Consider the following 16,838-nt stretch of genomic DNA (forward strand, 5'->3'; position numbering starts at 1 on the left):
CATGACATGATGAAACTTGGTTCAATTATTAACGGACAGGAACGAAATGAAGATAGTCGGGAGACGCTTGCCGTAACGAATCCTTATACGAATGAAAAAGTCGCGGAATTGAAACTTGCAGTCAAGAAGGATCTCGACGATGCAGTAGCTGCAAGCTATGAGACGTTTCATTCTGTAATGAAGCGGATGCCTGCATACGAACGTGCTGACATTTTACGTAAAGCGGCAGACTTACTAGTGGAAAAAGCCCACGATTTTGCGATCAACATCAGTATGGAGGCAGGCAAGCCGATTAAGTATTGCCACAGTGAAGTAGAGCGGTCGATCCAGGTTCTGCGTTTCGCTTCAGAATTAGCGAAAAATATTAACGGTGAAACTCTGCCCATGGACGCTGCGATCGGCGGGGAACACCGTATTGGTATAGTCAAGCGCGAGCCGCTTGGAGTTGTCGGCGCGATCACTCCGTTTAATTTCCCTTTAAACCTGTCGCTGCATAAACTTGCTCCAGCGCTTGCTGCAGGGAATACTGTTGTGTTTAAACCAGCCGAAAAGACTCCAGTGTCAGCCTATATGCTCGTGAAGCTGTTCCAGGAAGCCGGATTGCCTGACGGTATCATCAACTTACTGATTGGAACCGGGGATGAGGTAGGTTCGCCGCTTGTAACGCATAACAACGTCCACAAAATCAGCTTTACCGGCAGCCTTGCAGTCGGTAAAAAGATCAGGGAAACAGCGGGATTTAAAAAAGTTACCTTAGAGCTCGGCTCAAATTCGCCCAATATTATCTTTGCAGATGCTGACTTGGAAGAAGCTGCGACTCAATTAGTGAAAGGCGCATTTTCCTTCTCGGGACAAGTCTGCATATCGGCTCAGCGAATTTACGTGCAAAAAGATATCTATAAACCCTTTCTCAACTCTTATATTGAAAAGACTCAAGCCCTCACCATCGGCGACCCAAGTAAGGACGAAACTGATATCGGGCCCATGATTAATGAAGAAGAAGCAAAACGGGCAAAACAGTGGATTGATGATGCCGTTTCTAAAGGAGCAGTTATTGAAACCGGCGGTAAACGAATAGGCCCGGTTCTAACCCCTACGATCATGACCAATGTGGATAAAAACATGAAAATTATTGCTCAGGAAGTATTTGCTCCGATTGTTTCAATCATACCGTTTGAGACGGAAGAAGAAGTAGTCAACTATTCCAATGATTCCATCTACGGACTTCAAGCCGGTGTATTTACTAATGATATCAACAGGGCATTGCGCGTTGCTGATAGACTTGAAATGGGCGGCGTCTGGATCAACGATATCTCCACATACCGCCAGGATAACCATCCGTATGGAGGTGTGAAGCAAAGCGGAGTAGGTAGAGAAGGCGTAAAATATGCCATAGAAGACATGACCGAAATGAAATTCATCGGCATTAAAATTAAGGAACAAAGCAAGAATTCGAACCCTTAAATTCCAGGTCATCTAGGGAGCAAATAGGAATTTACTTTAGTCTATTTATTCTTTTACCCTTCACGAATTCTGGGCGATTCGCCAGTAAATAAAATTCCCAGCTCAAAATGTTCCCCTTCATAAATCGAGCGCTGCACATAGCGGTTTTCTCCATTCAAATCCAGCACTTCAAGCCTGCTAAAAGCCCCATTGTGCTGGAGAGCCTGGTAAAATTCCGTTTCGTCCTTTACTGGCAACGCGTTCACTCGTATCACGACCTCCCCGGGTTTAATGCCCATCTTATGAGCGGGAGTCCCTGGAATTACACCTAGCACCTTGAGGCCTTCTTGGTGAGCAGAGAAATAGGAATGACGGTCATCCTGAAGACGATGAAGTATGAACAGAAGTTCCCTCCCCATTATACTTATAGCAATCGCCAATAAAGATAAAAGTGGAATAGAAAGGCTGGCGACGGAGCATGCCAGAACAAGCAGGGCCAGGATCAACATTCTTCTCCCAAGTGCTTTAGAGGCTTTAACTGGGTCCTGTCCTTTCGCTAAACATTCCCACCCTGTAATGAATGGAATAAGAGCAAGGGCAAAGCTGCTTCCACCGATCGAGAACAGCGGCCACCAAGGAGCAAATGGTTCAATCATGCCTCCTGGAATTAAGGCGAAAAATGGAATGATCATCATCTTTCTTACCCGATGCTGACCGATCCATTTCCCTCTGCTCCCTTTCCTCCGTTCAGGATAAGTCTCATAGGTGGAAACCCTCAGCATACCTATCGCCTCTACCAATAGCAAGATCGCTAGAAGAACCGTTAATCCAGGCAGCTGAATAGTCGATAAATCTGCGACCCAAACATTGGTCTTTACTGACGCAGGTAAATAGGATATGGAAAAGAGAAGTAAATAAACCACTCCAATCACATAAACTGAAGAGAGATAAGTAACTCTAAGGGGCAAACTTAGCAGCAGAGTCACAACAAATAGAAGCAGAAAAAAAGGATAAGATAATTCCAGGCCTGCCATGATCGTAAAGCCACTAATTATCACCCCTGCCGTAAGAGCAAGTCCCCAAGTCCCTTTCCATTCGGTAAATGGATTAAAGATTCGCGTTCCAAAGTCTTTTCTCTCTTTCTTCACGCGTTTCCTGGATAATATAAATAATAATATAAATGAATAGTAAAAAAGCGGCTGGGTAAATATTCGCCCCACCCCTTGTAAAATTTCTAACAGCCAAACCTGCAAGACAATTCTCCTTTCCTAATTATCACGAAAAAATCCGCAGTCTAGAGACTACGGATATAGTTCGAGATACAACTCATGAATCCTGCTTATTTAAAAAGGACATCCAAGGCTTTTTTCATTTGAAGGTCATTTTTATCGTCTCTTACTTCTGTTACGATTTTTTCTTCAATTTTGCCCCCGGTTTTTTCATCTATGTCCCCGGTAGCTTTTAAGCCTTCATCTTGCTGAAATTCCTTTACTGCGGCTACCGTTTCTTTACTAAAGTAGCCATCAGTGCGACCCGGGTCGTATCCGAGACCCTTCAGCATTTTTTGCAGATTTTTAACTTTATCACCGGTTTCATCATACGTAAGCGTATCTTTAATCTCTACAGGATTGGTGTAGAAATAATCCGGCTGTTTGACTTTTACCGTAGGCTGAATTCCTTTTTTATGAATCCAGTTGCCATCAGGAGTTAACCATTTAAATAGAGTCAGTTTAATGGTGCTTCCGTCTCCCATTGGAATCGCTTGCTGGACGGTACCTTTTCCGAAACTCTTCGTACCTACTAGATCATAACCGCCTGCTTCATTCATCGCGGATGCTAGAATTTCTGCTGCAGAAGCGCTGCCTTCATCCATAAGTACGTTAATGGGGTAATCTTTCTTCTCTTTCAAATCAGAATAATAGGGTGATTTTTCTCCGTTACGGTCTTCCACTTGAACGAGCGGCTGATCCTTAGGAATAAATTGTTTAAGAATTTCCTGAACATCCTGCAGCAGCCCGCCAGGATTTCCACGAACATCAATCACTAACCCATCCATGCCATCTTTTTCAAGTTTCGTCAATGCCTTTTTAAATTCGTCTGATGTATTTTCTGAGAACGTGGTAATTTCAATAACGCCGACTTTTTTACCGTCTACGGTCTTCGTATCAGAGTAAACCGTGTCGAGCGGAATATCATCGCGGGTAATATCAATATTTAGAGGATCTCCGGTTCCCGGACGATCAATCTCCAAAGTAACTTCACTGCCTTTTTTACCGCGGATTTTAAGCACGGCATCATACAGATCCATACCCTCTACACTTTTACCATCTACCTTAAGTATTTGATCATTAGGTTTTAACCCGGCTTTCTCTGCAGGTGAGCCTTTAATTGGAGCTACGATCGTGACTTTATCATCGACCATGCTGACTTCAGCGCCAATGCCTTCAAACGAAGATTCTATAGTCTGGTTGAACTGTTTCATAGTGTCCTTATCCATATACACACTATAAGGATCATCCAGTGTATCCAGCATGCCCTGAATCGCACCTTCAACTAATTTATTCTGATCAATCTCTTTCACATAATTATCCTTGATCACACTATAAGCTTGTTCGACTTTCTTTAGATCTGTATTTCCTATGTTTTGTAAAAATTCTTCTTGTTCTTTCTCTGATAAACTGCCAAAGTTCTTTGTGTCCTGGTCGGCGTTAGCTATCTGCTTAGATTGAGATACGGAATTCTGATCATTGCCAAAATATTGAATTCCTATATATGAACCCGCAGCCCCTACTAATACCGCAACTGTTACTAACAACGCAACAAAACGCGGCTTTAAATTCATCGCATTCACCCTTCTGCATTAAATTTCCTCGATAGTTCTATACTAGCAAAAAAGGCACCTCACCGTAAATGAGCGATGCCGACTAATCTAATTTATGACTTGGATTAGAAGAGCATGTCCTTTTTATTAAAAAGAATAAATTTTCCTTTCCCCGCCTTTTCTATCTTACTCTTTTTCTACAATCTATTCCACTTTAAGGAAATATTCTTCCTGCTATTTCAACTGGTCATTTATCCGAGTGTTTCCGTTCATCAATAACTGACTAAAACAAGAGGCTGGGACATAAAGGAATGACCTTCATTTGAAAACGAACAATTAGGGGAGGGCAGGGGTTTACTCTGAATAGCCGCTCCGGAAATACACTCCGCTTTTCGCGGGCTGCTGGTCCTCCCGCAGAAGTCTTCGTGTATTTCCTAAGCTGGAATAGTTTTTTTAAACTTCCTTCTCCTGTTCATCAGGGGAGCCAGATTAAGATAAATGGGTAATGTATAATACGTCCTTTGTAAACGGCAAGAAATTCTACATCACGCTGGCAGAAAAAAAACCGAGCGATGAGGGAGCGTTCATCCCTTCACCGTTCGGGTTTAATAATGGCTGACAGACTTTTTCCTAACCTCATTTACGAGATTTATTTGTAAATCATAATTTTAGCTGCAGATTTGTCATGAGCTTCTCCTACGACCCGGAATTTCAATCCATAAGTCGGAATATCTCTTCCCGCATCTACAACACGAGGACTAGAATAATCTTTCCTGTCGTCAAACAGTGGATTACGTTTAGTAAAGTAATCTTTTAAAGTCAATCCAAAAATATCCGTGTAATCTAAGAACATCTTCTCGGTTTTATCAAGACTAAACGCCGCATCGTGAACCTGGTAGCGAGTTTCTGCTACAGTGTGATCGCTCCAGTAGTTCGTATGCTGATCGGCATCTACCACTCCAAGGAACCCTTCTCCCGGATGAATCCCAGTCCAGTTGTTATTGTAAGCATCGTCCACATACCATACCACCAGACCTGGATCGAAGGACATGAGGCTATTCCCACGCCGTATATGGTCCAATCCTTCATCAACACCGTCATGAGATCTCCATTCTAATAGATAATACTGATCAGAAAAGAATTTTCCTGTATCTTTTGCAAAGCCAGCGAAGTTAAATGCAGAATTACCTTCCGCATCATCAGAAAGCACGTTTGCACCATCAGCAGTTACTTGAATGTCATCTACATACAATCCTGGAAGAGCTAATCCTCCATCGGTCACATAACGGAATCGCAGCTGAATGTTTTTCCCTGTGAAATCGGAAAGGTCGAAGCTTGCATCCACCCAGCCATCTGACGTTCCATCAATGCCATTCCCTAAGTTAGCGCCGGCTCCAGCTGGATCATCATTGTTCGTGATGTTTCCTTCAATATTGGTCCAATCCTGTCCGTTTTCAGATACTTGAACATAAGCGTAATCATACCCTTTTTCAATGGAATACCACGTTTTAAAGTTCAAGGCCGCTTCTGAAGCGTTGGTTAAATCGATTGAAGTCGTCATTGAATTCGTTAAATTATCTCCGCTTCCGCTAAAGTACTCGTAATCCCCACTAGCTGGTGTATTCACGATGTTTTCCTTTTGAGGTAAGTCCACACGTACAGCGTCATTATTCGTTCCTTTGGTAGAAGCTTCATCCAAAAGAATCTCTTTACCTCTCCTTGTAACATCATCAGCGTTAATAGTGTCGCCGCTCAGCCAATTACCGCCATGCAAGTTCTGCAGCATTTCTTTCGCGTATGGACTGAATCCGCTTGGTTCGGTTCCTGGCACATCTCCGGCCCAGCTGCCGCTTGACATGATCGACCAGTAAGAGATGGGCTCCCCTAAACCAGAGTATTGCGTGTCATACTCATCAGGAAGGCCTAAATCATGACCAAATTCATGAGAAAAGACTCCCGCTGCGCCATCTTCTGGTTCGATCGTATAATCGATGGCAGCAATTTGGCCGCCCCAATAAGGTACAGTTGCTTCTGAGCCGGGAACAGTGAATGGGCTGCCGTCGGATTGAAATGCAAGACTCCAGCGGTGCGACCAGATTGCATCTGCTCCAAGAGAACCGCCGCCTGCTTCTTCTCCTACTCCAGAGTGAATGACCATTAAGTGGTCAATGATTCCGTCTGGCTCAGCTAAGTTTCCATCCCCGTCCAGGTCATAGCGGTCCCACTGGTCATAGTCTGCAAGGTTTACACTGGGATCTTTTGCAGCTTTCGCTAAGGCTTCCTGAACAAGCTCTCTTGCACGATGGTCACTGCCATCTGGAGTTGGATAGTTTCCTCCGTAGTAAGCGGCTGGATGATCCGCTGTATACCACCCGGCTACATCCCCATCAACGGTGTAACTGCCGCCGGATTGGGCTTCATAATACTGCTTCATAGAAATTAAATTTTCACCATTCGGTCCTTTATAGCCATTTTCGCCAAAAATCATATTTTGAAAATGATCATGAGTATAGTCTTCGTAAAACATGTCCGTCTCATCTTTCGTTATCGAGCTCTTTTCATAATCTGGGAAATCAATATTAAGCACAAGTACTTTATCTTCTCTGACCTCTCCGTTATAGGCTTCCTCCTTCACAGGAGCTACTTTATTCCACTTCCCATGGCCATGCTTATTTCCTCTCCCGTGTTTTAAACCTTTTTCATGCGCTTTTTTCTTTAAGGCTTTTTCATGCTTCTTCACCAATTCTCCGGTATCTTCTTCTTTTGCTTGTTTCACAGTCTTTGATTTTAAGTATTTTTTCAACACTTTATTCGCTTGCTCTGGGCTTGCGTTCTTCTTAATTTTACCTTCTTTCTTCAGCATTTCGATTAACTTCTCATCATTTGCAATCCCAAGATCGACCGGTGAGTTATAGGTTGATTGTGAAACTTCCTTCAATGCTTGCTCTGCATTCGATTGCTGCGCAGCAGAAGCTCCACCGGCCCAAGTACTCAGACCAATTACTAACGCCATAGCAGTAGAAGCAATCTGCTTCTTCTTGATAGACTTGTTCTTTTTCATCCAATTCCTCCTATGTAAGAATATGGAGTTATATGTAACCATATTTTTCTAACTCCAAAGAAAATTGTACAAAATTGTTGGAAAATTGTAAATATTACATATTACTATTCTATGAAAACGGTTAAATTATCCTAAATCCCTCTATTGCCTATCTGCGGCTATTGTCGAATAATCAATACTTTTTGTTCATTTTTTCCATTGAATTCTCTAAAACTCCCGGCCAATAGATCCTATTCACCTGCATCCTATGAGGATAACTTTCAAAAATTGCTCTTAATCGGGCTATTTGATTCAGGTCATATCTCCCTTATTTTGTCATTATTTTGTTATTGAATTTTTACTCTCAATTTTAATTAGCCGCCTATCTTTAATAGCTGCTTAATACTCGTGTGATGTAATAAAGGTGTAGAAAATTTGAGGAGGAATTTTATGATAAAAAAAAGAATGACACTTGGTTTATCGTTAGCTTTACTCGCTTCCAGCTCATTTACTGTTTCAGCTCATTCAAATGATGACCATAAGGAAAGACACTATTTCAATCCTGGGAACCAAGCTATTGCAAAAGTAGAATTTAATTCTATGGATGCCCCCACTACGATTGATCAAATGATTAAAACGTACACAAAAGCCACAGTAAAAGTTACATATAAAGATGGCAGCACCGAAGAGCTCCCGCTTTCTTACGATCAATTATTCCTATCTAAAGACAAAGTCGTCTCGAACAAAGGTGAAAAAATCCCTGCGGGTACACCGATTGATGTTAACGGAGATCCGATCATAGACTACAGCGTACCTGATGAGCCTTCTTATTACATCTCTGATGCGCCAGATGCCAATAGCCTGCTTACGATTGGAAATCAGGAGTACATGATTTCTCACTATGAATATGATTCCAAAAATAATGCAGGAGAAAGCGTCTCTGGTCTTCCAGCTTCCATGACTCTGACTCAATTAAACCGCGATAAAAAAACGGGTGAGTTAACAGTCCAAGATGCCAATAAGATTGATTTCTCTTCTGTCCACGGACTTTGGAATCCTTGTAATGGCTCAACCACGGACTGGGACACACATTTAGGTTCCGAAGAATATGAACCAGATGCACGAGCTTTTGAAAACAAGGATTCCAGTGCCTATAAAAATGTGCGAAGCTTCGCTGATTTCTACTTTGGTGATGCTTCCAAAGCAAATCCTTATTACTATGGATGGATCCCGGAGATTTCAGTGAATCACAAGGGCAGTGCATCTGTAGTGAAGCATTACAGCACGGGCCGCTTCTCTCATGAAATTATGAAAGTCCTTCCTGATCATAAGACTGCGCTATTCGGTGATGATGGCAGCAACACGATGATGTTTATGTACGTAGCTGATAAAGCGGAAGACTTCTCTAAAGGCACACTGTATGCCGCTAAATTTAATCAAACAGGTTCCCAAAATGGCGGGTCTGCTGATTTAGATTGGATAAAACTTGGCCATGCAAATGATCAGGAAATTGAAAAAATAATTAATAGCGGAGTCCAGTTCAGTGACATCTTCGCTGCTTCTGATCAGCCTAAAGAAGGCTATACCGCCATCAAGACTAATTCCAGCAGCGAAGTGGAATATTTAAAAGTGAAGCCCGGTATGGAAAAAGCCGCTGCATTCCTTGAATCCCGCCGCTATGGAGCGATCCTTGGAGCCACTTCCGAATTTAATAAAATGGAAGGAATTGCAGTTAATGAAAAAGAACATAAAGCTTATGTAGCGATTTCCTATCAGGAAGGCAGCATGGAGAAACAACAAGGGAGCGTACAAGACGATATCCAGCTTCCTAAGAAAGAGTCAGGCGTCACGTACGAAATTGATTTAAAGAACAACCAAAACGATTCCCTTCATCATTCCATATCCAGTAAGTTGGTAGCAGCCGATATGCACGGACTAGTCTTGGGAGAAGATTTGAAATCTCCGGATGCTTATGGGAATACAGCAAATCCAGACAAAGTAGCTAACCCTGATAATTTAACTTTTTCCGATGACATGAATACGTTATTCATCGGCGAAGACAGCGATATGCATACCAATAACTTTGTTTGGTCTTATAACGTGGAAACAAAGAAGCTTTCCCGAATCCTGTCCGTACCAGTAGGAGCAGAAGCTACAGGTCTTAACGCTGCAAAGGCAGGAAGAAATTCCCGCTACTTATTAAGCAATTATCAGCATCCTGGTGCAGACATTAGCGAAAAGAATATTACAGCTGTTGATAAAAGCGAACTTAAAGAAGCAATCCAAAATAGCTTAGGCATTGAAGAAACTGGCGGTGTGGGGTACATTTCTGGACTTCCATTTGGCCGCATTGGTTCTGAAGACCATCACTACCATGGCCACGAAGAGGGTGATTTTGATGGGAGAGATAAACACGATCAGGAAAACCATTCCCGTGGGAATCATGCAGACCATGAGCATTGGGGACACGATGATAAGAAGGACTAACTATTTCCCCTACAAATAAAATAGAATCACAAAGACCCAGCCCTCTTAAGATGGGCTGGGTCCTTGTGATTAAATCATCTCGTGATTATTAACTCTCTACTTTTAAATAGGTCAGGAGATGAAGCATTTCTTTCGCACCAATGCAAAGACTCAGCCACACTAAGCCGAACACATATCCCGCAGCAAGGCTGCCAGGTGATTGCATGTGAAGGTAAACTCTACCGATCCCTATTAAAAAGAGTAATAATACAAGCAGACTGGTTATCGAAGTCTTTATCCACTTATGCTGAATTCTTACAAGAATGACATAAGCAAACCAGCCATAAACAATAATAGAAATCAAGGTCACTTCGCTTGGAAAAGTACTGCCGCTGCCCAGGTGAGCATACTCCTTTATAAGAGTAAAGAATAAAGGGAGAGCCTTCTCAAGCAGAAAACCTCCTGAAATGATGATCATACCAAAGAGAATATCCATCTTTTCTTCTTTCATATGCTTAAACCAGATTAAGGCTAAACCGCTCACAAATATGATCAGTAGAAATTGATGTGCGGCCATCCCCTCAATGAATTGTAATAGAGGTATAAACCCATCCGTAAGAATGGAGTCAATAATCATCTTAGTAATTTGGTTAAACCTTCCAAATTCATTGCCCATGTAATCTTGAATTAACCCAATCATGAGAGCAAAGCTTCCAATAAATAAGGCAGCTAATAAAGCGAACACCACTCGAATTCTATTAACCGTGGGCAGATAGGGGAGAACCCGCTTGAATAAATCAATACCAAAGACAAGGATTTTGTCCCCCTGTTGCTTAATTAATTGATATAAGAATAGAACAACGGCAGCCCCAAGTACGATAAATAGCAAGTACAGCTTCAGATCCCCTTGATATTCTTCCCATTGCGGTCCGAGAATTTGACCGATCGTAATGAAGCTTCCCACCCAAATCAGGGCTCCTGTATAAGCGAATACCATATACGTTTTAAACGAAACTTTAGTAATTCCGGAAAAATAGCCTGTCAAATGTCTAAGACCAGGTATAAAGTAGGCAAAAATAATCGTTTTCTGCCCGTACTTTTGGAACCACCGTGATGTTTTGTGGAGTCGCTCTGGTCCAAAATGGAACTTTGCGCCATACTTCTCAAAAAAAGTAATGCCTACTTTCTGTCCAATCCAGTAGGTCAGACTCATACCTGCACTGCTCCCTAAAAAGGCAATCAATATGGCAGCATAGAGATTCATTTCTCCTTGAAAGCTTAGAAATCCTATATAAGTCATTAATAACTCTGTCGGGATCGGCAATGCCATTAATTCAAGAAATAACGAGGCAAACAAAACGATGTAACCATATTGATTGACCCATTCCAGGATATGCAAACGACTCCACCTCCATTCAGCTCTGACTTTTTTTCGTAAACCGGTTCATGATCCACTCAAACATATATCCATTGGACACAAATACACTTATTAAAAGGAGGATAATTCCAAGCAAAGGAAAATTCAATACGCTCATAATGATGAATAAGCCAAAGAGGAGCAAAAACCAAGCAGGACTCCCCCCAGTAGCTGATATTTGAAAACCAAGCATTTGGCCGAAAGCTGAAATCGTTATCAGCCAAAAGATAAGACAAGGAATGAGTACGAGTAGTACAATAGGAATTCCAAATAATGATAAGATCAATAATCCAAATAAAAAGGCAAGCAGAATAGTTACAACGGTACCTGTCAAGAAAACCCTGCCAAATCTTTCTCTAAATGTTTCAGAGACTTCAAAAACTTTCTGTTCCCCTAAATAGGCAATTAAAAAAGTAACAAGTAAAATAAATAAACTAAACACAAGCTTAACTAAAGAGATCCCTGCGACAGTAAGACCGCCAAGTAACAGACTGTTTAGTGAACGATCGTTGAAATTGAGGTGAAAGATTTCATCCGGTATATCGGCTCCCTGCTCCTGATAGATATTTCCCCCCAGCACCAATACATAGCCGTCCAGTTTTGCATGTTCTTTAATTGTCAGACTGCCATCGACAACGATCACGGCTGTTTGAACATGACCATCAATCCTTACATCCTTCCCATACACGATCACGTTATCCACCTTTTTATTTTGAGGAACGACAGTAGCTTTATGGCTGATAATCGTACTTGCCGCCGATACATGAGTTTGAAGCCCATACAAGGATAAAAGTAAAGCTCCCATAAGAATGATAATTACTTTTCTCATTGAAAGACGTCCCTTCTAATACTTTTCCACTAAATAATATCTTTGTACAACTACTGCTAATACTCCCATGAGAATGATACTAATCACCCCTAGAACTCCAAATAAATATGGAAAAGTGCTTAAACTAAGTGCAGAAGCGTGCAGTAAAGTGAATGAGAACCTTAAGAGGCTTGAACCCAGAGTCAGTCCACCTGGAATAAAATGCAGGATGGTAAAGATCATCGCCATAAAGATCATCCCTGCTGCCACAGCTACTTTCATGCGTTTTGAACGGTTCTCTTTTTCACTTGCCTGCAGCTCATTGATAATAGTATTTTCCAACGAGAGGGGAACGGACACGTTTTCATAGGTTTCCCCAATGAACTGCTTCGTCCTTTTCAAATCCTTGTACTCTTGATAACAAGCAGAGCAGTCAGTTAAATGTTTCTCCACTAATTCTGCTTCTTTGTTCGTAACTTCCTCGTCAATATAAGCACTCAGTAAATTTGAAACATGCTCACTCATTATCTTCCCCCCTCAACAAATGTTTTTTCAATTGGTTTCGTGCTGAATAGATACGGGACTTAATGGTCCCTAGTGGAACTTTTAAAATTGTGGCCATTTCCTCATAAGTAAACCCTTGAATGTCACACAAGCTGATGACGGCTCGATGTTCTTTCGTTAACCTCTGCATAGCCTCCTCAATCGTCAGTTTCGTGTTCAGGTGCTGATCTTGATAGCTTTGACGGTCTTGAAAGGTGAGATTTTCTTTCATTTTTTCATGTTTTTTTCCTTCACGCTTTTTCTTTTTTATCCGATCCATACAAAGATTGTGGACAATTCTTGTCATCCAGCTTACAAATGCATACTCATTCTCCAGTCGATGTAAAGAATAAAAAGCTTTTATAAAAGCTTCCTGGGCAATATCCTCTGCCTCCATCCGATCATTTGTCATCGCAAAGGCATGGCGGTACACTTTAGCATTATACATGCCGACAAGATCATTGTACGCGTGTTTATCTCCATTTTTAGCGTCATGAATCAGTCGATATAATTCTTCATTCACCATTCCTCAGCTCCTAAAAAGATAGAGCATAGCTTATCTAGTTCGACTTGTATTTCTTTATTGAGATTAGGATAAATGCTAGCAGGGCTAATCCACCTGCCCAGGGCAAGTAACTAAGCGGAAGGTGGTCTCCTAGAAAATACCCGCCCGCCGTAAATACGAGCCCCCAGGTAAAACTTCCAGCAGCACTAAGTACGATAAAAGGAAGCAAACTTAAGCCGCTGGTTCCTGCTATATAAGGGCTGAGTTGTCTAAAACCTGGGAAGAAAAAAGCGGTAAACACAAGCCATTTCCCAGACTCTCGAAAGTCCCCGGCTGCTTTTTCCCATCTTTGTTCTGTTAACTTTACATATTTTCCGTATCGTTCTATAAACGATTTCCCAGCTTTCCTTCCGATAAAATAGGCAAGCATCATACCAATAAAAGCTCCTGTAGTCACACTTAGCAAGGATAACCCAAAGTTAAGATGACCTTTAGCAGCCAGCATACCAAGGAAGACCATAAACGTTTCTTCTGGTGCCGGTACTCCTATTATTCCACAAATTAACACTATTATAATAATCCAGTAGCCAAATACTTGTATTTGCTGTGTAACAAAATCAAGACTCATAGAAGGATCGTTCCTATCTAGTTAGAATTGAGCAGCCAGGATAACTAGAATCCCCATGGATAAACAATAAAGGGTAAAATAGCCCAGCTTCCCATTCAATACTATTTGTTTAAACCAGCGTAAAGCAAAATAAGTCGCCAGCATAGACAAAATAAAGGACACAATATACGGAACTACCAGCTGACTGCCATTTGCAGTATGAAATAAATCACTCCATGACATAATGACTCCCCCTAAACTAACAGGAAGGTAAAGTAAAAAGGAGAAGCGGAAAGCTGTTTCCCGGTTCATCCCAATCGCAAGAGAAGTAACAATGGTTGCTCCTGACCGGCTGATGCCCGGAATTAAAGCAACCGCCTGGGAGAGACCGACAAGTAAAGAATCTTTAAAAGTCAACTGCTGCTCCGCTTTATACCCTCTTAAATTTCTTATCATCCAGAGAGCAGCGCCAGTAATAATTAAGGCAAAGCCAATCACCGTCAGCCCTTTGAAAAAGCTTTCGATCTGATCTTTAAATAATACTCCAATGATGCCCACCGGTATAGTCCCTGCAATAACATACAAGATTAAATAGAAATCAGCTTTAGACGAAGGTGTTTGATGCCGTACATAATCCCATCCATTTAAAGTCATTCGGTAAAGGTCTTCGCGAAAAGCATAAAGGATCGCTAACAACGAAGCGAAATTCATTAACACCTCAAAGCTTAAGCCTTCGATGTGCAAACCTAACAAATGTTCGATAATGACCAGATGACCGCTTGATGAAATAGGCAGTGGTTCCGTAATGCCCTGGACTAAACCAAGGAAGGCATACTTAATTAATAAAAACAGTGAATTCATTTATTCTTACTCCTATCCTGAAGACCTTTTGACTCTTCTCTATTAGTGGTTATATTTTGAAGTCATTCTTTTTAAAAATGGAAAGCGATGCTGCTTTAAAGAGTGAGCGATCACATAAGATCTTTGCCCCTCTAAGATGATCTTTTCAACAATGGAGTACACGACTTGGATCGATGACTCAAGCTGCTGGTTATAGTTTTCAACTTTCCGCAAGTAATCCCTAAGTAATATTGGATCTTCCAGCACATTCATCATCTGATCAATGTAAGAATTTTCTTTATTCAGTAGAAAAACCAATCCTTCCTTAGCAAGAAATTCTTCGTTGATTTTTTCTTGGCCAGGGAGGCTGGAATGAATAAATATGGGCAGATGTTTTTTTAAAGCTTCACTAATGGTTATCCCCCCTGGCTTGGTCACGATGGCGTCACACTCTTCATACAGCTTGTTCATCGCTTGTTTAGAAGAAAGATAGGGGACGGGAGTGATTTTTTCATGGTTAAGATTGACAATCTGCTCATATAATTCACCGTTGTTTCCGCAAAGAATTTTAAAGTCAGCGTTCGAGGAGCGGACTTCCTCTAATAATTCCGACATATTTCCAAGCCCGCTGCTCCCCCCGGCAACTAAGATTGAATAATTTTCTTTGTTTTCTAAAGGAGATATTTTTATCTTCTCGGTAAATACTTCGTGCACAGGAATCCCTGAACAAATGATACGTTCTGGACTCACTCGATCATTCTTTTCGAGCTGCTTCTTTATCCTTAGATTGGGCACGACGTGATAATCAATGCCTTCTTTTCCCCAAATATCGTTAATAAAGAAATCTGTGTATATGTTGATCACAGGAATATTTATCTTATGCTTCATCTTTAAACGACTAACAAAGTAGGAAGGGAAACCGTGAGTGCAAATAATTAAGGTAGGTTTTTCCCGAATAATTAATTGCTCCATTTTATTCAGAAACAATCTCTCGTACCAAAGATACGGCTTTTTATCAGGTTCATTCGTATAAGAAAATCGCTGATAAGCCAGGTTGTACGTTTTAGGAGACGCTTTTATCCATTTTAAATAAAAGGAAGCAACGCTTTTTTCAAGAAAAGGGCTGATATCACTTAAGAAATCGATCTTTTTACACTCTATCTCCTCACTGCGCGATTTCAACCCGTCAATAATTGCATCTGCGGCGTGGTGGTGCCCGGAAGGCATCTGAAACAAAGGTAAGAATAGAATTTTATTCATGGTTATTTCCCCCTTTAACCATACTATTTACGGCGATCTTCTAATCTCTTAAATTGAAAGGAACTGTCCTTAAGTTTTAAAATGAATGCTTCTAAAGCTTCTATCATAACAGCAGGAGCTTTGGAGTCAGCTCCCAGTGTCTCTCCGCAATCATGAAGAACAACAATGCTTCCGTCTCTGACTTTGTTCATTAGACGAGTCAGTAATTGCTCCCGGGGCCCTACCTTCCAATCTCCCGCAATAACATCCCACATGACCACTTGAAAATTTCTCGCTGCAGCAGGCGAAAAGAGATTAAAATGCCCCCACGGAGGGCGGTAATACACCGGCTTCAAACCGGTAATCTCTTCCAAAATGTTCCCTGTGGTCACTATTTGTTTCTTTAAGGAATATGGACCTATAAACCAGCTGCTCTTATGTTGATAATGATGAATGCCGAGAGCATGTCCTTCCGCATTCATTCTCCTGATCAAGTCTGGATACATCTGTGCCCGTTCACCGACTACGAAAAATACACAGGGAACCTGGTACTTGTTTAATAGATCAAGAAGCTTAGGTGTATAAAGTGGATCAGGGCCATCATCAAACGTTAAATAAACTCCTGGTCCCTCTTCCGGCTGCTGGATTCGCTTCATCGAAAACCTTCTCATGATCAAAGTAGGAAGAACCATATAGCAAGCTCCAAAGAATACCAAGGCTTTCAAGTATTTTAAAAACCTCATAGATCTCAACCTTTCCTATGATTCTCTTTATAATTATGATGGACTCAATAGGAAAAGACGGCAGTACTACTAAGAAAGTTCACCGAGATTATGCTTTTATAAAAAAAATCCCCCATACCCTGTTCGGGTATGGGGGAGACTCACCATTATTAAGTGACTACATCATAACCTTGCTCTTCTATTGCTTCCTTCATGTCAGCTTCAGTAACCGTTCCTTCTTTAAACGTCACTTCCACCTTGCCTGAATCAAGATGTACGTCTACGTTCTCTACTCCAGTTAACTCCTGAAGGGCGCCTTTCACAGCACTTTCACAGTGCCCGCATGTCATCCCTTGCACTTCTAATTGTTTCGTATTCATTATGATT

General features: G+C 41.4%; 14 protein-coding genes. 2 read left to right on the top strand and 12 right to left on the bottom strand.

All coding sequences use genetic code 11. The features are described 5' to 3' along the window. Window positions 1-6 precede the first annotated feature (6 nt). A complete protein-coding gene (locus tag Q7A53_RS12610; RefSeq protein ID WP_411789528.1) occupies window positions 7-1,464 on the top strand; it encodes an aldehyde dehydrogenase family protein in 1,458 nt (485 codons plus the stop codon). A gap of 53 nt (window positions 1,465-1,517) precedes the next feature. On the opposite strand, the gene Q7A53_RS12615 is transcribed toward Q7A53_RS12610, so the two are convergent. From Q7A53_RS12615 to Q7A53_RS12625, 3 genes are all read right to left on the bottom strand, one after another. Next, window positions 1,518-2,696 (bottom strand): PDZ domain-containing protein, encoded by a 1,179-nt coding sequence (locus Q7A53_RS12615; protein ID WP_411789529.1) that lies wholly within the window; start codon window positions 2,694-2,696, stop codon window positions 1,518-1,520. Between the two features lie 86 nt (window positions 2,697-2,782). Next, entirely contained in the window at window positions 2,783-4,285 is a 1,503-nt protein-coding gene (locus Q7A53_RS12620) for a S41 family peptidase (protein WP_411789530.1), read from the bottom strand. Between the two features lie 628 nt (window positions 4,286-4,913). Then, window positions 4,914-7,307 carry an immune inhibitor A domain-containing protein gene (locus Q7A53_RS12625; RefSeq protein ID WP_411789560.1) on the bottom strand — a complete coding sequence of 798 codons (2,394 nt, stop codon included), beginning with the start codon at window positions 7,305-7,307 and terminating at the stop codon, window positions 4,914-4,916. A 447-nt stretch (window positions 7,308-7,754) separates the two neighbouring features. Between Q7A53_RS12625 and Q7A53_RS12630 the strand changes: the two genes are divergently transcribed. Next, window positions 7,755-9,791, top strand: coding sequence for a PhoX family protein (locus Q7A53_RS12630; protein ID WP_411789531.1), 2,037 nt, complete (start codon window positions 7,755-7,757; stop codon window positions 9,789-9,791). Window positions 9,792-9,879: 88 nt separating this feature from the next. Here Q7A53_RS12630 and Q7A53_RS12635 read toward each other — a convergent pair whose 3' ends face one another. The 9 genes from Q7A53_RS12635 to copZ all read right to left on the bottom strand — a co-directional run bounded on the left by Q7A53_RS12635 (window position 9,880) and on the right by copZ (window position 16,831). After that, entirely contained in the window at window positions 9,880-11,169 is a 1,290-nt protein-coding gene (locus tag Q7A53_RS12635) for a VTT domain-containing protein (protein ID WP_411789532.1), read from the bottom strand. Window positions 11,170-11,185: 16 nt separating this feature from the next. After that, on the bottom strand, window positions 11,186-12,016 hold the full coding sequence (locus tag Q7A53_RS12640) for a hypothetical protein (protein ID WP_411789533.1): 831 nt from the start codon (window positions 12,014-12,016) through the stop codon (window positions 11,186-11,188). Window positions 12,017-12,031: 15 nt separating this feature from the next. Further along, window positions 12,032-12,520, bottom strand: a complete 489-nt coding sequence (locus Q7A53_RS12645) for an anti-sigma factor family protein (RefSeq protein WP_411789534.1) — start codon at window positions 12,518-12,520, stop codon at window positions 12,032-12,034. Continuing rightward, the gene (locus tag Q7A53_RS12650) at window positions 12,513-13,064 is read right to left on the bottom strand and encodes an RNA polymerase sigma factor (protein WP_411789535.1); all 552 of its coding nucleotides are present in this window, start codon (window positions 13,062-13,064) and stop codon (window positions 12,513-12,515) included. The genes Q7A53_RS12645 and Q7A53_RS12650 overlap by 8 nt, the downstream gene beginning before the upstream one ends. Before the next feature lie 34 nt (window positions 13,065-13,098). Continuing rightward, window positions 13,099-13,671, bottom strand: a complete 573-nt coding sequence (locus Q7A53_RS12655) for a DedA family protein (RefSeq protein WP_411789536.1) — start codon at window positions 13,669-13,671, stop codon at window positions 13,099-13,101. Between the two features lie 21 nt (window positions 13,672-13,692). Beyond that, window positions 13,693-14,511: an undecaprenyl-diphosphate phosphatase gene (locus tag Q7A53_RS12660; RefSeq protein ID WP_411789537.1), complete on the bottom strand. Its 819-nt coding sequence runs from the start codon at window positions 14,509-14,511 to the stop codon at window positions 13,693-13,695. Between the two features lie 42 nt (window positions 14,512-14,553). Further along, a complete protein-coding gene (locus Q7A53_RS12665; protein WP_411789538.1) occupies window positions 14,554-15,750 on the bottom strand; it encodes an MGDG synthase family glycosyltransferase in 1,197 nt (398 codons plus the stop codon). A 23-nt stretch (window positions 15,751-15,773) separates the two neighbouring features. Continuing rightward, entirely contained in the window at window positions 15,774-16,385 is a 612-nt protein-coding gene (locus Q7A53_RS12670) for a polysaccharide deacetylase family protein (protein ID WP_411789539.1), read from the bottom strand. Between the two features lie 236 nt (window positions 16,386-16,621). Continuing rightward, window positions 16,622-16,831 carry a copper chaperone CopZ gene (copZ, locus tag Q7A53_RS12675; protein WP_411789540.1) on the bottom strand — a complete coding sequence of 70 codons (210 nt, stop codon included), beginning with the start codon at window positions 16,829-16,831 and terminating at the stop codon, window positions 16,622-16,624. Window positions 16,832-16,838 lie beyond the last annotated feature (7 nt).

The sequence above is a fragment of the Halobacillus rhizosphaerae genome (assembly GCF_046719735.1).
Lineage (GTDB): Bacteria > Bacillota > Bacilli > Bacillales > Halobacillaceae > Halobacillus_B > Halobacillus_B rhizosphaerae.